Origin of the sequence: Neisseria sp. P0014.S009, from assembly GCF_051958155.1 — a bacterium.
Lineage (GTDB): Bacteria > Pseudomonadota > Gammaproteobacteria > Burkholderiales > Neisseriaceae > Neisseria > Neisseria flavescens_C.
The window spans coordinates 1-257 of sequence record NZ_JBQCVS010000162.1; the positions used below are offsets into that span (position 1 = coordinate 1).

At 44.0% G+C, this 257-nt stretch carries 1 protein-coding gene; it reads left to right on the forward strand.

Going from position 1 to position 257, the window contains the following annotated elements; translation table 11 throughout:
* Window positions 1–257 (forward strand): hypothetical protein (locus ACTHS4_RS12125; RefSeq protein ID WP_440366012.1); only part of this gene is annotated, 257 nt, incomplete at both ends.

Genomic DNA, 257 nt, shown 5'->3' on the forward strand with positions numbered 1-257 from the left:
GACTTATTAGAGCGTAAGGAAAATCAAACCCGTATTTTCCCCGCACGTTCAGGTCGTCTGAATCTAGATGAGGCGCTGGCGATTATTGAAAAAAACAAGTTCAGCAAGCGTATCTCGGAAATTTACCAAATCATTGCCGAAATTGTGTTTAAAGCGCCAGAGGACGCGCCTTTGAGTACCGATGATTTGGTGCAGGCAACAGCATGTAGTTTCACCGAATTGCGAGGTCATCTAAAAAAGCTGGAAGAATTGGGTAT